Raw genomic sequence first — 14,570 nt, 5'->3', positions numbered from 1 at the left:
CAACACGATCCGAACCCTCTCGATGGACGCGGTCGAGCAGGCTAATTCCGGTCATCCGGGCACCCCGATGGCGTTGGCTCCCGTGGCCTACGTGCTGTGGACGAAGCACCTCCGTCACGCACCCCACCGCCCCGACTGGGTCGATCGCGACCGGTTCGTGTTGTCGTGCGGCCACGCCTCGATGTTGCTCTACTCGCTCCTCCACCTGTCCGGCTACGATCTCTCGCTCGAAGAGATCAAGCACTTCCGCCAGTGGGGCTCCCACACGCCAGGCCACCCGGAACGGGGGCATACCGCCGGCATCGAAACGACCACCGGCCCCCTGGGCCAGGGGATCGGCAACGCGGTCGGCATGGCCATGGCCGAACGGTTCCTAGCGGCCCGGTTCAATCAGCCCGGGCATTCGATCATCGACCATCGGACCTGGGTCCTGGCCAGCGACGGCGATCTGATGGAGGGTGTGGCCAGCGAGGCCGCTTCCCTGGCCGGCCACCTCGGCTTGGGCAAGCTCAAGCTGATCTACGACGACAACAAGATCACCATCGACGGCAGCACCTCCCGGTCGTTTTCGGAGGACGTCGGTCGCCGGTTCGAGGCCTACGGCTGGCACGTGCTGCACGTCGCGGACGGCAACGACCTCGACGCGATCGACCAGGCCCTCACGGCCGCCGCCGCCGAGTCGGCCCGGCCATCCCTGATCGTACTCCGGACCGTCATCGGGGACCCGGCCCCGACCAAACGGAACACGTCCGAGGCCCACGGGGCTCCCTTCGGCAACGAAGAAATCGCTCGTACCAAAGCGATCCTCAATTGGCCGGCCGAGCCGTTCCATGTGCCGCCAGAGGCCGCCGCCCACATGGGTGAGTCGGTGGACCGGGGGACCTCCTGGTGTACCGAATGGGACGCCCGGCTGGCCGCGTTCAAAGCCGCCCAACCTGCCGCCGCCGCCGAACTCGACGACTGGAATCAGGGCACCCTCCGCGTGGACTGGAACGCCACGTTGCCGGCCTTCAAACCAACTGATTCGTTGGCCACCCGGGTAGCATCCGCCACTACCCTGAACGCCCTCGCCCCGGTCATCCCAAACCTGGTGGGCGGCTCAGCCGACCTGGCCGGGAGCACCGGCACCCACCTCAAGGGTGGCGTGACTTTCAGCCGCGAGCACCCCGGTCAAATCGTGGCCTGGGGGATCCGCGAGCATGCCATGGGCTCCGCGATGAACGGGATGGCGGCCCACGGCGGGATTCGGCCGTTCGGCAGCACCTTCTTGGTGTTTTCCGACTACATGAAGCCCGCGATCCGGCTAGCCGCCTTGATGCACCTGCCGACGATCTACATTTTCACCCACGATTCGATCGGGGTCGGCGAGGATGGCCCGACCCACCAGCCCATCGAGCACCTGGCCATGCTCCGGGGAATTCCGAATCTCGTTGTGCTTCGGCCCGGAAGCCCTGACGAAACGGCCCAGGCGTGGCGCACCGCCCTCGAGCGGCGCGACGGCCCGACCGCCCTGATTCTGTCCCGCCAGAAGCTCGCGCCCATCGACCATTCCAAAGCCGACGCCGAGGGCGTCCGGGCCGGCGGGTACGTGCTCTACGACCCCCCAACCCTGCCTGAGGCCATCATCCTGGCCAATGGCTCGGAACTCGGACTCGGTCTGGCCGCCGCCCAGCAACTGACCAACCAAGGGCTCCCGACTCGGCTGGTCTCACTCGCCTCCTGGGAGTTGTTCCGGGCCCAACCGGCCCAATACCGGGAACAGGTTCTGCCGGCGGCGATTCGGGCCCGCGTCTCGGTCGAAGCCGCCTCGACCTTCGGTTGGCTCAACTGGGTCACCGAGCGCGGCGAGTCGATCGGGATCGATCACTTCGGCGCCTCGGCCCCGGCCGAACGCCTGTTCCAGGAGTTCGGATTCACGGTCGATCTGATCGCCGAGGCGATCCGGCGATCCCATCAGCGGAGCACCTGAATGACCAACCCCTTGGTTCGACTCGGCGCTTTGGGCCAAAGCCCGTGGTACGACTTCATCACCCGCGATTTGATCGCCTCGGGCACGCTGGCCAGAATGATTGCCAACGACGGATTGCTCGGGATGACGTCGAACCCGACGATCTTCGAAAAGGCCATCGCCTCGAGCGCCGATTACGACGCCGATATCCGCCGCTACTCGGCCGCCGGCCTCGCGCCCGCGGCGATCTTCGAGCACCTCGCGGTCGCCGATGTCCAAGCCGCCTGCGATGCGTTTCGGCCGGTCTTTGAGGCTACCGGAGGACGGGACGGGCACGTGTCGCTCGAAGTGTCCCCAACGCTGGCCCACGACGCGGCCGCCACGGCGGCCGAAGCGAAGCGGCTCTGGACGGCGGTCAATCGGCCGAACGCCATGATCAAGATTCCCGGCACCGCAGCCGGGCTCCCGGCCATCACCGAGTCGATCGCGGCCGGGCTGAACGTGAACGTCACCCTGCTCTTCGCGGTGGCCCGCTACGGGGCTGTGATCGATGCCTATTTGACGGGATTGGAACGGCGGGTCGCCGCGGGTTTGCCGATCGCCGGGATCAGTGCGGTGGCCAGCTTCTTCGTCAGCCGAGTCGACGGACGGATCGATGGCATGCTCGACCAAGCGGGCGACCCCAAAGGCCTTCGCGGGACGATTGCCATCGCCAATGCTGCCGCCGCCTACGCCGCGTTCGAACGCTCGATCGCGAGCCCTCGGTGGAAAGCTCTTGCAGAGAAGGGTGCGACCCCCCAGCGACCGCTGTGGGCTTCAACCAGCACCAAGGACCCGAAGTACCCGGACACCTATTACGTCGAAGCCTTGGTGGCCAAGGACACCGTCAACACCCTGCCGCCGGACACCTTCCTAGCCTACCGGGATCACGGCAACCCGGCTATCCGGATCGGGGCGGCCGTCGCCTCCGCGCCAGACCGGCTCGCCCAACTCAAAGCGGCCGGCATTCACCTCGACGAGGTCACGGATTTCCTGGAGACCGACGGCGTCACCAAGTTCGCCGCCTCGTATCAGTCGTTGCTGAACGGAATCGAGTCCAAAGCGGGGGCCTTAGCCGGGCGCTGAGTTGAGTCGGCGGCCTTGGGTTTTTTCTCCCTGGGACGCCGGGGCGGTGGCGGACGGGTCCAAATGGCGATGACGCCGCACCGGGCCTGGGCGCTTTCGAGCTCCGGCGGGGTCTCAGCCGGGCCCGAATAGACCTCGATGCCTTCGATTTCTCCGACCGGGGTCAGCCAAAGAACGGCCGGGTCCGTCGGAATCCCGTCCATGAAGAAGGCCGGGGAGCATCCCCGCGGGGCCCGGGCCATTCGGGCCACGCAGATCTGAGAGCCCCGGCATTCGATCCTGAGGCCGGGTACCATCCCGAGCGCATCCGGCACCGTCAAGGCCCGACGATCCTCGATGTACTTCCGGGTGATGTAACGACCCCGCCCTTCCGATTTCCGCCGGAGCCAATCCGCCGGCCCGTGGTTCGCTCGTTCCTCGACCGTCAACTCCGGCAGATTCACGGCTTCGGGATTGGCCTCGAACTCGACCTCGAGGGTCTCGGATTCTTTCAGCAACAACGGCGACGTCATCATGACATAACCGATGGCCGAGACCCGAATCACGTACTGCCCGGGATCGAGATCGATAAACCGAAACTGCCCCCGGGCATCGCTGGTGGCGGAATGAGGGGTTCCGACGAGACTGATCCGGGCGCCTTCGAGCGGCACCCCGACTTGGACGTTCTTGATGATGCCTCGAATGGCCGCCGAACGGGGCTGCGCCGACGCCGATGCCAGCGCGGCGAACGACAGCCAGAGCACCGTAGCACCCGTCCTCACGGTCGCCGGCCCCGGCGAGTCCAGATCGCGATGGCGCCACCACACCGAGCGGTTTGGTTGTTGAGTTCCGGCGGCGTTTCCGCGGCGCCGCGGTACACCTCCACGCCCTCGACGTCACCCGGCGGCGTGATATCCAACACCGCCATACTGGTCCGCTGGTCGTCCACGAAAATCGCGGGCGGACAGCCGCTTCGATCGTGGTTGAGCAGAATCTGGCAGATCGCCCCCCGGCAGTCGCTCCGAACTCCCGGAAGAAACCGAATCATGTCGATCAGCCGGATCGGATTCCGCTTGACAATGTCATCCCGGGTAATGAAACGTCCCTGCCCTACCGACATCCGCCGTTCGAAGGTCGACAGCACCCGCAACGGCACCGGTTCGGCCTCGCCCTCGACAAAGATGGTTGGCAACAGCTGACCCAAGGTATCGGCTCGAAACTCGATCTCCTTGTTCTCCCGGGCACCGAGGACCACCATGGCCGACAGCGGGCCAAAGCCGATCAGACTCGCCTCGATTCGATAGGCTCCCGGTTTGAGGTCCGCAAACCCAAACCGGCCGACCGAATCGGTGACGGCGCGTTTCCGGAGGTTGGTCAAGAATATTCTGGCCCCGGCAACCGGGGTGCCTTCCTTGGACATCACAACCCGCCCGGCGATGGAGCCGTTGGGCGACTGGACTTGGACGTGGGGCACACCAAAGGAAACCGGGACCACGGAGGGACCTACGACCGCAAGGGACAGCAACCAACTGAGCAGACCTCCCTCGTGGAGCGAGGGAACGAGAGGCGCCGGGCGGATTCGAACCGCCGCATGGAGGTTTTGCAGACCTCTGCCTTACCAACTTGGCTACGGCGCCAGGGTCGAGGAAACTGGCACCGTCCAGAGTTGACCGCAAGTGATCGAGCAGGGGGATCAAGTCCTGCTTCTTACTACGAAACCGCGACTGGAATCGGTTTCGCTGGTTCCAACCTGAACCCTCTTAGCGACCCCCACCCAGGAACACCGCATTGGCGAAAATCGGGAGCAATCCACGCCACAGATCGCGAGAGTTCGGATCACCGGCAAGCGAGATGACTCGCCCTCGACCCACCGATTCCGTCCACAGGAACGGCGTATCGCCCAATCGGGCCGGAATCTCCGGCCAAAGGTAGCCCGCCAGCACCAGCCAGATTTTTTTCACGGGACTTACGGGGTGGAGACGCGGGCCGCGTCGACGAAATAGTTGGTATCGCCGAAGCAGCTGGTCGGGAGCCCGTAGTGCTCGCTGTAGTGGAGCACCACCGGCTTACCGAGGGCGTCGTTGATCCGGCGGGCCACCTGATCGTCCCGGACGGTGAACTTCCAGATCGTCGGCGCGGCGGCTCCGGGCGTGATGTTGAGCTCACCCTCCCAGGTTTTGCAGAGCCAGCCCTTGTGGGAAAACTTGAAGAGTTGGCCGGCCCGGTCGCCGTCGGAATAACTCCACGTCAACGCCACCGAGATGTAAAGGACGAACAACGCCATCGGAAGGAGAATGGCGCCGGCGATGATCAACTTCCAACGGCGGCGGCGCGGCGGAGCCACGGGGTCCGGCGGGGTACCAAGGGGTTCAGTCATGCCTTGAAGCTAGGGTTGGATCGGTCAGCGGTCCAGGCGACCCGAGGTACTGAAGACGAACCCCTTGCCGAAAGCCAGCCGCCACGCCCCTTTGGTCAGCCCCGTGCCGTTGATATAGGCCAGGTCGACCCGGGCGGGCGCCAGGTCGCTCGCCACCGTAAGGCCGAACCGAAGCCCGAGCCCGACCGAATAGCCGGTTCGCTGGGGGCTGCCGGAGTACCAGGCCCCGCCGTAGTCGGCAAACGCCGCAAGTCCGAGGCCGGCGGTATTGAGGAAGTCACTGGTAACCGTGTACCGGTACTCGGCGCCCAGCAGAAACGCCCGGTCGCCGGTGAAGGCGTGCTGCGTAAATCCGCGGGGACCGAGACCCAGCCCAAGATCGAATTCCCCGGCCGGCATCGGGTTCTTCTGCCACCCTCGGGCGGCATGGAAGACCGCCATTTGCCTCGGCTTCGGCTTAAGGACGACGGTCCCCCCGACATGGACCGAACCCGAATCGACCGCACCCGCTTCACCGATCCGCGCGAGCGCCGCTCCGGTCAGGATCACAAACCCGTTCCGCCAACCCAAGCCGGTCCGGGCCGACAGGCCGGGCACAATTCCATGGTCGCGATAGCCGAACGATTTCGGCGTCAACCCCAATCCAACCCGGACCACCGTGCTCAGATCGACGTCTTCTTGGCGTCCAAACCCCTCGAAATTGCGGCTGACCAGGAACCGGGCCGCCCGCCATTCGAGGGAGCCCGTCACCGCGCCGGACACCGACCGGCCCAGGGTATCCACCCGGCTTTGTCTGGCAAAATCGTCCCGGCGAATCTGGCCCTCGAGCCCCAGGCGGAGGTAGCCGGTACTCGAGGTTCGGGTGGCCCACGACCCGCCCAGCTTGCCCATCCAGAACCGTCGCTGGAGGGTGTCGCGCGGGGTGGTGTTCCCGTCGACGAATTGAAACACTCGCTCCCGACGCTCCTCCCCGGAAACCCACCAGCTCGCTCGGGCGGCGTAAGACCAAAACGGGAGCCACGTCACGCCATAGACGGCCCGGCCATCGGAGCGGGCGTCGTAAAAGGCGCTGATCCCGATCCGGTTGTCGATCAACCGATTGCGCTGGAACGAGGTGGTCACCGCATCCCGATCGGGAGTCTTCCGGTACCGGACCCCGACCCGGGTCGCGGTCCCGAGAAGATTCAGCTCGTTGAGCGCCACCCACCAGGTGTTGCTCTTGACCGAACCGTCGATGCTGCCCTCGATCCGGGTCGTGAACGCGTCTTGCGTCGCCGCCCGCACCACCAGACCCGAGTCGGTTCGGATCGAGTCGACCTTGACTTGGCGAAAAATCCGCATCGCCCGGAGGGTTCGCTCCGATTCCGCGGCCTTCGCCGAGTCGTAGAGTTCCCCGGGGCGAATCAGGATCTCCCGCCGGACAACCCCGGGGCGGGTGGTGAAATGAAGGCCGTTGAAGGCCTTGGCAAGAAAGCCCCGGTCTTGGCCCGGCGGGTAGACGTCGGACGTTTGGATCACCACCGCCTTGACGCGCCGAATGGCGTCCAGGGAGTCCGGAACGGCCTGCGCCGCCAACCGGCTGGCGGATACCATCAAGCCGACGCCCACCAGCAGAGCACGTGATGTCATGAGGAACTACGAGACAAAACCCGCGGTCAGGCGAGGCTCTCGAGCAGCCTCCACCATTCGATCGCGCTGAAATCCTGAAAGCGCCGCATCAGGTCGGCTTCGGTCGGCTCGATGAAGATCCATCCGGTGGAACGCTGCCCCGACTCGGTCACGAAATGAACTCGGCCCTTTACCGGCCGGGTATCGAGTTTGGTTTCGAACAGGACCCGCCAACAAATCCCCCCGCGGGCCAGGTCTCCGAGATGCTGTGCTCCGGGAACTTGGGCAAGTTCGGGGGCCGAGGATTGACTCATAAGTCCTTGGCGGAAGTAGGCATAGGATGGTAGTTGGAGACCCCGCCGCACACCAGTACCCCAGAGTCCCACGCCCCCCTACTTTACCCCGCGATGACCGCCCCTCCGATCACCGCCTGCGTCACCTGCCAAACCCCGGTCTCCGGCCCGTATTGTAGCCAATGCGGCGCCCCAACCGGTCCCCGGAAGTGCCGGTCCTGCGCGGTCGACTTGTCGCCCGGGGCCCGGTTCTGCCACCACTGTGGTTCGGAGGCGGTACCGGGCGGAGGGGTCAAGAAGGAACGGACCGCCTGGATCGCCGTGGCCGTCGGCGTCATCGCCACGGTGGCCGTCGTGGCCTATTTCTTCGGACGCGGCCAACAGCCGGCTCCGACGGGTATCTCGATGGGGAACGCCGGAAACGCCAACCCGACGACGGCCGGCCGGGCACCGGATATCAGCCAGATGTCCCCGCGCGAACGGTTCGACCGGCTCTTCGGCCGGATCATGCGGGCCGCCGAGGCCAACGCCGCCGATACTGTGATGTTGTTCTCGCCGATGGCCCTGGAAGCTTACCGCCAGCTCTTGCCGGCCGAACTCGACGCCGATGCCCGGTATCACGCCGCCATGATCCACATGGTGGTCGGCGAATTCGCCGAAGCCCGGGCCAAGGCCGACACCATTTTGGCCAATCAGCCCAATCACTTGTTCGGACTCTTGGTTCAGGGCGAAGTGGCCCTGCAGGAGAACAACTCGGCGGCCGTGGCCAAAATCTATCGCCAGTTCCTGGCGGCGTACGACGCCGAGATCGCCGCCGGCCGCAAAGAATATTCCGAACACCAACCGGTGCTCACCGATTTCAAGAACCGCGCCCGCGCCGTCAAATAGAGACCGTCATGCGTATCCGTGTCGCCCACTCGCCCGACTCCGATGATGCCTTCATGTTCTACGCGTTGGCATCGGGCCAGATCGAAACCGGTGACCTCGAATACGTCCATGAACTCCAGGACATCGAGACCCTCAACCACCGCGCCCTAAAGGGCGAACTCGAGGTCACCGCCGTCTCGATTCACGCCTATGCCTACCTGGCCGATACCTACGCCTTGCTCTCGAGCGGGAGTTCGATGGGCGACGGCTACGGACCTCGCTTGGTGTCGAAGTCGCCGAAACCGGCCGATCCGCGAGCCGCCATCAAGGGCATGCGCATCGCCATCCCCGGCACCATGACCACCGCCTATTTGGCGCTCCGGCTCTACCAACCCGACTTCGAGCCGGTCGTCATGCCGTTTGACCAGATCGAAGACGCCGTGCTCCGCGGCGACGTACCGGTCGGTCTCCTGATCCACGAAGGCCAGCTGACCTATGCCGATATCGGCCTCGAGCTCTGGGACGACATGGGCGCCTGGTGGCTCGGCGAAACCGGACTCCCGCTCCCGCTCGGCGGCAATGTGGTCCGCCGGGACCTCGGCCCCACCGTCACCGCCCAAGTGGCCCGCGACCTCAAGGCCTCGATCGAGTTCTCCCTGGCCAACCGCGCCAACGCCTTGGCCCACGCCAAGCAATACAACCGCGGGATCTCCGATGAACGGACCGACACTTTCGTCGGCATGTACGTCAATCAGTGGACCGTCGACTACGGCCCCCGGGGACGCGCGGCCGTCCAACTCCTCCTCGACCGCGGCCACGCCGCCGGGATCATCCCCCACCCCGTCCAAGTCGAGTTCATCGGCTAACCCCCGAGCGCCGAGTGCCGAGTGCCGAGCCCTCAAGGCCTTACCCCGACTGCTCATCCTTCACAGATTCATTGACTTAAGACCGCCCCTTACGCCAAGGGAACTCCTTGGAAAACGCCGCGCCTTACCAGTTTAACAGCGCGTCAAAAGGCCCGACCTCCCTGCTCGTCGTCGATGACGACGAGCCGGTCCGGAGTGTCCTGAAACGGTTCTTGACCCAACAGGGCTTCGAAGTGGCCACCGCCGGCAACGGCGCCGAAGCGATCGACGCCCTCCAGCGGCAGAAGATTGCCTGCGTGCGCCTCGATGTCCGGATGCCCGACTCCAACGGCGTTGACCTGGTTCCCAAGATTCTCGAACTCGAGCCCAACGCCGCGGTGTTGATGCTCACCGCCGTCAACGACGCCGCCAGCGCCGCGCTGTGCATGCAGCGCGGCGCCATGGATTACCTCACCAAACCGGTCGACCTGACCGATTTGCTCCGGGCCATAGAGCGGGCCCGCCGGCAATGGCCAAAGCCGTCAGGCCGATGCAGGGTACCACGTGATGATACCCGCCGGCCGGCGCATCGCGGGTCAACAGATAAAAACCGCAGTCACCGCCAAATCCAACCCAGGCCGTACACACCACGAACCCGGCGGTGAGCCACACGGACCGCCGTTTGTTGGCAGCTTGCTGCTCGAACAGATTGCCTTCGCTCACTCGTGTCTATGACTTCTTGAACCCGAAATCGACCTTCGGTACCGCTCGCTCGGCCGGATCCTCGATTTCCCAAAGTTCCGCCGGCGTTGCCTTGGCGAGACCGGAGACCAAGTTGGTCGGGAACTGCATCTGCTTCGTGTTGTAGAGCGTCGCTTCATCGTTGTAGAGCTGCCGCGAGAACGCGATCTTGTTCTCGGTGCTGGTCAATTCTTCCTGCAGCTGGCCGATGTTGGCCGTGGCTTTGAGATCTGGATAATTCTCCGTCAAGGCGAAGAGCCTGCCTAACGCACTGGACAACTCCCCTTCCGCCTTGGCGGTCGCCGCCACGCCTTGGACCCCGACCGCCTTGTTGCGAGCGGCAATGACCGCCTCGAGGGTGTCCCGCTCGAAGCTCATCGCACCCTTGACCGCCTCGATCAGGTTGGGAATCAAATCATGCCGCCGCTTGAGCTGCACGTCGATCTGCTTCCAGGCATTGAGGACCCGGTTCTTCAGCGCGATCAGGCCGTTGTACGCGCCGATGACCCAGAGCGCTACCACCACCGCGATCGCGAGAAAGATCAGCATTCCCATTGGCCCCAACCTCCGTCGGAAGAAAAGCTCAGATTACCCCAGGGTGAACCCCGGAACCGGATGAAAGATGGGGCACTCCAGCCCCGGGGGGAGGATCCCCCCCCGGCTATTCGCGGTTCTTGGCCCCAAGTCCAGAAAAAACGATGATCGGAAACCCAACCGCTTCAATACGTTATGGCACTCTCTCAACCCGAAATCGCCCCAATGACCCTGCCCGAAACCGCGGTGGTGCTCTCCGTGATGTCGATTCTGACGCTAAGCGTCGTCCACGGGGCGTCCGCCACGGCGGACCGGGCCGCCGTTGCCGAGGTCCAGAGTGCCGTGGTGCAGGCCTATCGGGTAGCCCAATCAAGTGCCCGCGCTCTTGGCCAGCCCGTCGAACTCGTGCTCGCCCCTGATTCACTCGTCGTCCAGGCCCTCGGCCCCGATTCCCAGAGCATCCGGCGACGGCCCGGTCCCCGGGCCTCTGGGGTGGTGCTGACGCCCGCCGGATCCGCAACGACCTACGGCCCCAACGGCCTGGCCATGGGGGCCGGGAACATCACGATCGTTCTCGTCCGAGGGACCGTCACCCGCCAAATCGTCATCTCAAGACTCGGTCGGGTGAGATTGAACTGAGAAACCTCAGTCGTTGTCGAGGCTGTACTTTCTCAGCTTGGCCAGCAGCGTCGAGCGGGCAATCCCGAGCAACTGGGCCGCGTTCCGCCGATTGCCGTTGGTGTAGCGGAGGGTCGTTGCGATATGGCGGCGTTCCACCGCGTCGAGCGGTTCCGGAACGACTGGGCGACTCGGAATCAACGCCGAACGGAGCTGCTCCCAATCGACGCCCGGCAAGTCGGCATCAAGGACCACGGCATCAAGACCCGGCACCCCAAGCGCATCGGCCACGCCGGCCGCGTTCTCTTGGACCAACGCCTGGTGCCCTTGGGCCCGAACCGAATCCGCCAGGGTTCGGGCCAAGATCTCGCGTTCACTCGCAATCAGTAGGTTCATCTTCCGGTCGGTTGCAACTGCATAGGAAACCGGCATGGTGCCACCCTGGAGGCTAAGACGCTAAGACAAAGATAAGACGACTGAGCGGCGAAGACTTGGACGTGCAAACGGCCGCACCGGCTTTCGCCGGTCGCGGCCGTTCGCTAGGCAACTGAGGGACCCAGGCGCTGCGGATCTTCCTGCAAAGCACTCCGAGGCGCCAAATCGGAGCGGGTGGGCTACCATGTTTTGCCCCCCAATCAAACTCGGAACCCACCACCAATCGCTCCGAGCCTCAAACCAAGCTCGGAATCGTTGATCAAGCCCGCAAGTGCCTGATTTTATTCGGGTTACGAATTATCGACCGGGGGATTGTTGAAGCAGAAGCCTATTGTTGACAACCAATTGCGGCGGTTACCCACGAATGTGGAAACTGTGTATCCACATCACCAACACCGTACTGGCCTGGTTTTCAGGATTCCAGGCCAACCTCAATGTAACGAAAGTTCGGCTCGGGCTCCGAAGTACAGAACAGAGCGCCTGCCGCGCTCGACGCAAACCACCCCCCAACCCAGAGTTTCTGCCCGTCGAGTTCCTCGACGATCGAACGAAGCCAGCGCCGGATATGGCGGACCTCCGGAGCTCGGCGACCCAGAATGGCGAGGAGGGACCCGGTACCTGACGTTGCCCGGAGGAAGTGCGCGAGCGCGTGGCCACGCTGCGAAAACTCGACCGCCTTGACGCCGGGTTCATCGAACAGGACCCGGCCCTCGAAGACATCCATTGGCGGGGCATCGAGCCGAGGGCCCAGATAAACGAACTGCCGGTTGCCGCCGACCCGCCGCTCGACCACGGCGGCGGCGGTCTCGCTCGTCAGCCGAACCGCTTGGACCATGTCCTCTTCCTTGAGGATCCCGACCGCCCCGGTCCATTCGAGCGCGGCGAGCGCGGTCTCGACCGGACAGCCGGCGGCATCGTCGAACGCCAAGAGCCGTGGCGCCTCGCCCGCTCGAAGGAGGAAGTGCGACAGTCCCTCCGCCCGGTCGAGGAACGAGCGGATCACGAGACTCGGTGGCGGGGTCGACATACCGGCGAAGATACCTTCGTTAGGCTTATGGCGTAAGTTGCCGCTTGGGCTCGATTTGGAGGATCCAAAGCCCCGAATTCACATCCGGAACGTAAATCCGGCCGTTCTGGTAGACCGCGCCCCAGGCCCCCGGGATGTTGGGAATATGGCCGGCCTTGTCACCGGTTGAGACGTTCCCGATCACCCGGCCCTGTCGGAGCAGATCGCCTCGGAGCTCCCCGCTGACGTCGATGATCCGGAGCCCGCCCTGGTAGTCGCCCAAAAACAAGGTGTCCCCGGCAACCCAGATATTGTGGCTACCGCCGTCCTTCGATTCGTACCAGGCCACGCTCTTTGGCTTGGTGATATCCGACACATCGACGACTTGGAGCCGGCCATAGGCCCGGCCGAAACCCGGGACCCCCTGGCCCACGGCCTTGGCCGGAAACACTTCGTCGGCCACGTAGACGTACTTGCCGGCCCGCCATGCAGTGTGGGTGCCCCGGATGAACCCCGGCCCGCCGACCGCCTCGACCTCGCGGTAGAGCGCATTGAGGTCGTACTTGAACTGGGAGACGAACACCGGATTCTCCGGACTGCCGCCCTTCACGCCATTGCCGACATCCAGGATGATCAGGCCGTCGTTCCAGTAGCTCAGATACGCGAGGCCTTCCTTCACGTCGATATCATGCAGGGTCCGGCCCTCCACCGGCGGCGGCGTCTCCCATCGCGCCACCTGCTTGGGATGGAGCGGGTCGCGGATGTCGATGACCCGCATCGACCCGGTGGCGTCGTCGGTCAGGTACACGTATCCGCGATAGACGTAGGTGCTGTGGACCCCGCCGCTCACCGTTTCGGTAAACTCGGCAATCGGTTTGGGATGGGCCGGGTCCTCGAGGCTCAGGATCACGATCCCGTTCTTCCGACTCGAGGCCTGTTCCCGTGTCATGACGGCGTACTTCCCATCCTCGGTGGCCATCACGTCATTGATGATCCGGGCGTCTACCGTTACCGAGTCGGTGATCCGGGGCTTGGCCGGGTCACTCACATCCACGGCATACAGTTTGTCGCCGCCGACGCCGGTCAGCCCGGCCGTAGCGAGATACCCGTTCTTGCCGTTCGGGTGAAGCCAGAACTCGGTCGTCATCATGCCGAGCGGCAGCCGCCCCAAGACTGTGATGGGACGAATCGCGTCCCGGGGCGCCACGTCGACCAACGCTTCCACCGTCTGGCCGGCGTACGAGGCAAACACTTGGTAGGTACCCGGTAGATCGGCGACGAACACTCCGTCCGGGTCGATCTGGGCGTTGCCGGGCGTGAGGGACCATTCCGGTGCCAGCTTGCCGCTCGCCGTTCCCGCCGCGCTCCGGCCGGTCACGGTGAATCGAATCACATCGCCGGTGCGGGCCGGGGTCCGAGCCGGCGCGATCACCAGGGACCGGACCGGATTGGCACTCACGGTTATCCGAAGGGCCCGTTCGATTCTGCCGACCCGGGCCACCACCGTGCCTTGCCCAACCTGATGGGCCGTTACCCGGCCGGAAGGGGACACCGTCAGCACCTTGGGGCTCTCGCTCGTCCACACCACCGGATCGGAACGTTGGTCGTCGTTGGCGGCAAATGAGGTGGCCCGGATCGTAAGGCTCTGTCCAACCACCATCGATGACGGCTCCGGTTCAAGCGCGACTCGGCGGGCCGGGAGCGGCAACACCGTTATTTCGGTCACCGCGATGATCGGGCGAGCCGACCCCGCGTGCCGCACCATCGCGGTCGCAACGATGGTCCCGGTAGCCCCGCCAGTGACCAGACCCGTGGAGTCAACCTGCCCCTCGAAGTTCCCACCGGATTGGAGCCAGCGAACGGCGACTGCCGTCACGACCTGACCGGATCCGTCGTACGCCGTGGCCCGGAGCCGGACCGTATCGCCGATCGAGATCTTGGGATTGGCCGGTTCAACGGCCACCCGGGTAACGACCGGAGCCGGTTGCTGAACCAAGGTGAGCAAGAAAAGCATGGGGAGCATGTTCGGACTCCGGGATAGGGGTTCGGCGGTCATATTGACAAAATCGGGACCGGACCTGAGAATATCGCTGGTCAGCCTGGCTGCGGTTTCGAGCCGGGCGATTCCCCGAGCCGATCAGGCTCCCAGCGTACGAGGTTACCAGCGATGGCGAAAGGTACCGTCAAGTGGTTC

The 14,570-nt window shown here is 64.7% G+C and carries 16 protein-coding genes and 1 tRNA gene; 6 read left to right on the top strand and 11 right to left on the bottom strand.

Going from position 1 to position 14,570, the window contains the following annotated elements; translation table 11 throughout:
- Window positions 1-22: 22 nt before the first annotated feature.
- Both tkt and tal read left to right on the top strand, forming a co-directional pair.
- Window positions 23-1,969, top strand: coding sequence for a transketolase (tkt, locus tag EXR94_06400; GenBank protein ID MSR02355.1), 1,947 nt, complete (start codon window positions 23-25; stop codon window positions 1,967-1,969).
- A complete protein-coding gene (tal, locus tag EXR94_06395; GenBank protein ID MSR02354.1) occupies window positions 1,970-3,073 on the top strand; it encodes a transaldolase in 1,104 nt (367 codons plus the stop codon).
- On the opposite strand, the gene EXR94_06390 is transcribed toward tal, so the two are convergent.
- The 7 genes from EXR94_06390 to EXR94_06360 form a co-directional block, all read right to left on the bottom strand.
- Entirely contained in the window at window positions 3,019-3,879 is an 861-nt protein-coding gene (locus EXR94_06390) for a hypothetical protein (protein ID MSR02353.1), read from the bottom strand. The two genes, tal and EXR94_06390, sit on opposite strands and share 55 nt — an antisense overlap.
- A complete protein-coding gene (locus EXR94_06385; protein MSR02352.1) occupies window positions 3,831-4,547 on the bottom strand; it encodes a hypothetical protein in 717 nt (238 codons plus the stop codon). The genes EXR94_06390 and EXR94_06385 overlap by 49 nt, the downstream gene beginning before the upstream one ends.
- A gap of 69 nt (window positions 4,548-4,616) precedes the next feature.
- Window positions 4,617-4,689: transfer RNA gene (locus EXR94_06380), tRNA-Cys, on the bottom strand.
- Between the two features lie 123 nt (window positions 4,690-4,812).
- A complete protein-coding gene (locus tag EXR94_06375) occupies window positions 4,813-5,013 on the bottom strand; it encodes a hypothetical protein (protein MSR02351.1) in 201 nt (66 codons plus the stop codon).
- 5 nt (window positions 5,014-5,018) lie between these two features.
- Window positions 5,019-5,336: a hypothetical protein gene (locus tag EXR94_06370; GenBank protein MSR02350.1), complete on the bottom strand. Its 318-nt coding sequence runs from the start codon at window positions 5,334-5,336 to the stop codon at window positions 5,019-5,021.
- Window positions 5,337-5,453: 117 nt separating this feature from the next.
- Entirely contained in the window at window positions 5,454-7,058 is a 1,605-nt protein-coding gene (locus tag EXR94_06365) for a hypothetical protein (GenBank protein ID MSR02349.1), read from the bottom strand.
- 26 nt (window positions 7,059-7,084) lie between these two features.
- Window positions 7,085-7,351, bottom strand: a complete 267-nt coding sequence (locus EXR94_06360) for a hypothetical protein (protein MSR02348.1) — start codon at window positions 7,349-7,351, stop codon at window positions 7,085-7,087.
- A 93-nt stretch (window positions 7,352-7,444) separates the two neighbouring features.
- Here EXR94_06360 and EXR94_06355 point away from each other — a divergent pair, with 93 nt between their 5' ends.
- The 3 genes from EXR94_06355 to EXR94_06345 all read left to right on the top strand — a co-directional run bounded on the left by EXR94_06355 (window position 7,445) and on the right by EXR94_06345 (window position 9,707).
- On the top strand, window positions 7,445-8,218 hold the full coding sequence (locus EXR94_06355; protein ID MSR02347.1) for a hypothetical protein: 774 nt from the start codon (window positions 7,445-7,447) through the stop codon (window positions 8,216-8,218).
- 8 nt (window positions 8,219-8,226) lie between these two features.
- The gene (locus EXR94_06350; protein ID MSR02346.1) at window positions 8,227-9,063 is read left to right on the top strand and encodes an ABC transporter substrate-binding protein; all 837 of its coding nucleotides are present in this window, start codon (window positions 8,227-8,229) and stop codon (window positions 9,061-9,063) included.
- A 107-nt stretch (window positions 9,064-9,170) separates the two neighbouring features.
- Complete coding sequence (locus EXR94_06345; protein ID MSR02345.1) at window positions 9,171-9,707, top strand: response regulator; 537 nt, start codon at window positions 9,171-9,173, stop codon at window positions 9,705-9,707.
- A gap of 64 nt (window positions 9,708-9,771) precedes the next feature.
- Here EXR94_06345 and EXR94_06340 read toward each other — a convergent pair whose 3' ends face one another.
- The gene (locus tag EXR94_06340) at window positions 9,772-10,332 is read right to left on the bottom strand and encodes a LemA family protein (GenBank protein MSR02344.1); all 561 of its coding nucleotides are present in this window, start codon (window positions 10,330-10,332) and stop codon (window positions 9,772-9,774) included.
- 180 nt (window positions 10,333-10,512) lie between these two features.
- Between EXR94_06340 and EXR94_06335 the strand changes: the two genes are divergently transcribed.
- Window positions 10,513-10,956 carry a hypothetical protein gene (locus EXR94_06335; GenBank protein MSR02343.1) on the top strand — a complete coding sequence of 148 codons (444 nt, stop codon included), beginning with the start codon at window positions 10,513-10,515 and terminating at the stop codon, window positions 10,954-10,956.
- A gap of 6 nt (window positions 10,957-10,962) precedes the next feature.
- Here EXR94_06335 and EXR94_06330 read toward each other — a convergent pair whose 3' ends face one another.
- From EXR94_06330 to EXR94_06320, 3 genes are all read right to left on the bottom strand, one after another.
- Window positions 10,963-11,367: a hypothetical protein gene (locus EXR94_06330; GenBank protein ID MSR02342.1), complete on the bottom strand. Its 405-nt coding sequence runs from the start codon at window positions 11,365-11,367 to the stop codon at window positions 10,963-10,965.
- Between the two features lie 415 nt (window positions 11,368-11,782).
- On the bottom strand, window positions 11,783-12,397 hold the full coding sequence (locus tag EXR94_06325; protein ID MSR02341.1) for a hypothetical protein: 615 nt from the start codon (window positions 12,395-12,397) through the stop codon (window positions 11,783-11,785).
- Between the two features lie 25 nt (window positions 12,398-12,422).
- Window positions 12,423-14,432, bottom strand: a complete 2,010-nt coding sequence (locus tag EXR94_06320) for a hypothetical protein (GenBank protein ID MSR02340.1) — start codon at window positions 14,430-14,432, stop codon at window positions 12,423-12,425.
- Between the last annotated feature and the right edge of the window lie 138 nt (window positions 14,433-14,570).

This window comes from Gemmatimonadota bacterium, from assembly GCA_009692115.1.
Lineage (GTDB): Bacteria > Gemmatimonadota > Gemmatimonadetes > Gemmatimonadales > GWC2-71-9 > SHZU01.
The sequence above is the reverse complement of the archived record's forward strand: the minus strand, read 5'-3'. Positions and strand labels throughout refer to the sequence as shown.